Here is a 1327-nt window from a genome sequence, read left to right on the forward strand (position 1 = left end):
CAGGTCAAGCCGGCCCTGAACGGCGTCCTCATCCCGCGTCCCAAGACCAAGCCGGTCATGGGTCAGGATCTCGTGGACGTCCAGCTGCTCGAGTGGGCGCAGCAGGTGGTCGACGCGATCTTCGCGCCGGAGGGCTGAGGCGGGTCAGGCCGTCCGACGCCGGGGGAGCAGCCGCCGCCGCAGGACGCGGCTCAGGCGAACCTCCACCAGCTCGTACAGCGCCCACGCCAGTCCGAGCGTGAGCGGGAATGCGATGAGGAAGCCCAGGACCCGGTCCTGGGTCAGCGAGATCATCGCGTAGCCGATGTTCTGGTGCAGCAGGTACCACCCGTACGAGACCCGTCCGAGGAACTGCAACGGCGCAGTGCGCAGCACGGCGGTGCGCTCGCGCATGACGACGGCCACGAAGGTCACGATCGGGACGGTCAGCATGATCGCGTGGCCCGGGCCCTGGACGATGAGTGCGGTGGCCAGCGCCGACGGCAGGGTCAGGGCCAGGCGCGGGTCGAGGCGGCCGCGTTCGCGACTCAGGAAGAGGAGGGCGCCGCTCGCGAAAAGGGGAGCGTACTCGGCGATCGTGGCGGTCAGCAGGACGTCCGCCATGCCTGAGCCAGCGGACCGCCAGAGGGTGAGCCCCACGCTCAGGCCCACGCTGGCCACGGCCCAGAGTGCGAGGAGCCACGTGGTGAGCTGTTGCCGGCGTGTGAGGCCGAGCGCACAGAGCAGGGCCATGCCCAGGTAGAACACCCATTCGACCGCGAGCGTCCAGTAGGCCCCATCGACGGGCTTCTCCCCGAACAGCTTCGGGGCCATGGTGAGGTTCGCCAGGAACTGTCGCAGCCCGGGCTTCAGCCAGGCCTCGTGGGAGAGGTAGCCGATCGCGCTGGTGAGGAGCAGGGCCACCCAGAACGGGGGGAACAGGCGGATGGCGCGCGCGGTCAGGAACTCCCGTGCGGAGCCCACACGCCGGACGGTCATGAAGATGACGAAGCCCGAGATGAGGAAGAACAGGTGGACGCCGAGGGTGAGCGGGTTCAAGTCGACCGGGGCCTGGCGCAGATGGGGGAAGAACGTGTTCGCGAGGGTGATGTAGTGGGCCAGCACGACACCGAGCGCGGCGAGACCGCGCAGCCCGTCCAGCTCCATGAAGCGGGTGTGGGTGTGGGTGTGGGTGTGGGCGGGAGGCGGGGCAGGGCTCACGAGGGCGATCCTTCAGGGGCAGACATCGAGGCGGGTCGGGTCGAGGTCACGCGGTCGAGGACGCCGTGCGTCTCGAGCATGTCGAGGAAGGCGTGGACGTCGGCTCCGACGTCGGCGGGGGCGAGGC

General features: G+C 69.7%; 1 protein-coding gene. It reads right to left on the bottom strand.

Features of this window, described 5'->3' with window-relative positions:
• Nucleotides 1-144 precede the first annotated feature (144 nt).
• Nucleotides 145-1200 carry an acyltransferase family protein gene (locus ACFWJO_RS39475; RefSeq protein WP_386873091.1) on the bottom strand — a complete coding sequence of 352 codons (1056 nt, stop codon included), beginning with the start codon at nucleotides 1198-1200 and terminating at the stop codon, nucleotides 145-147.
• Between the last annotated feature and the right edge of the window lie 127 nt (nucleotides 1201-1327).

Origin of the sequence: Streptomyces sp. NPDC127092 (genome assembly GCF_042722475.1) — a bacterium.
Taxonomy (GTDB): domain Bacteria; phylum Actinomycetota; class Actinomycetes; order Streptomycetales; family Streptomycetaceae; genus Streptomyces.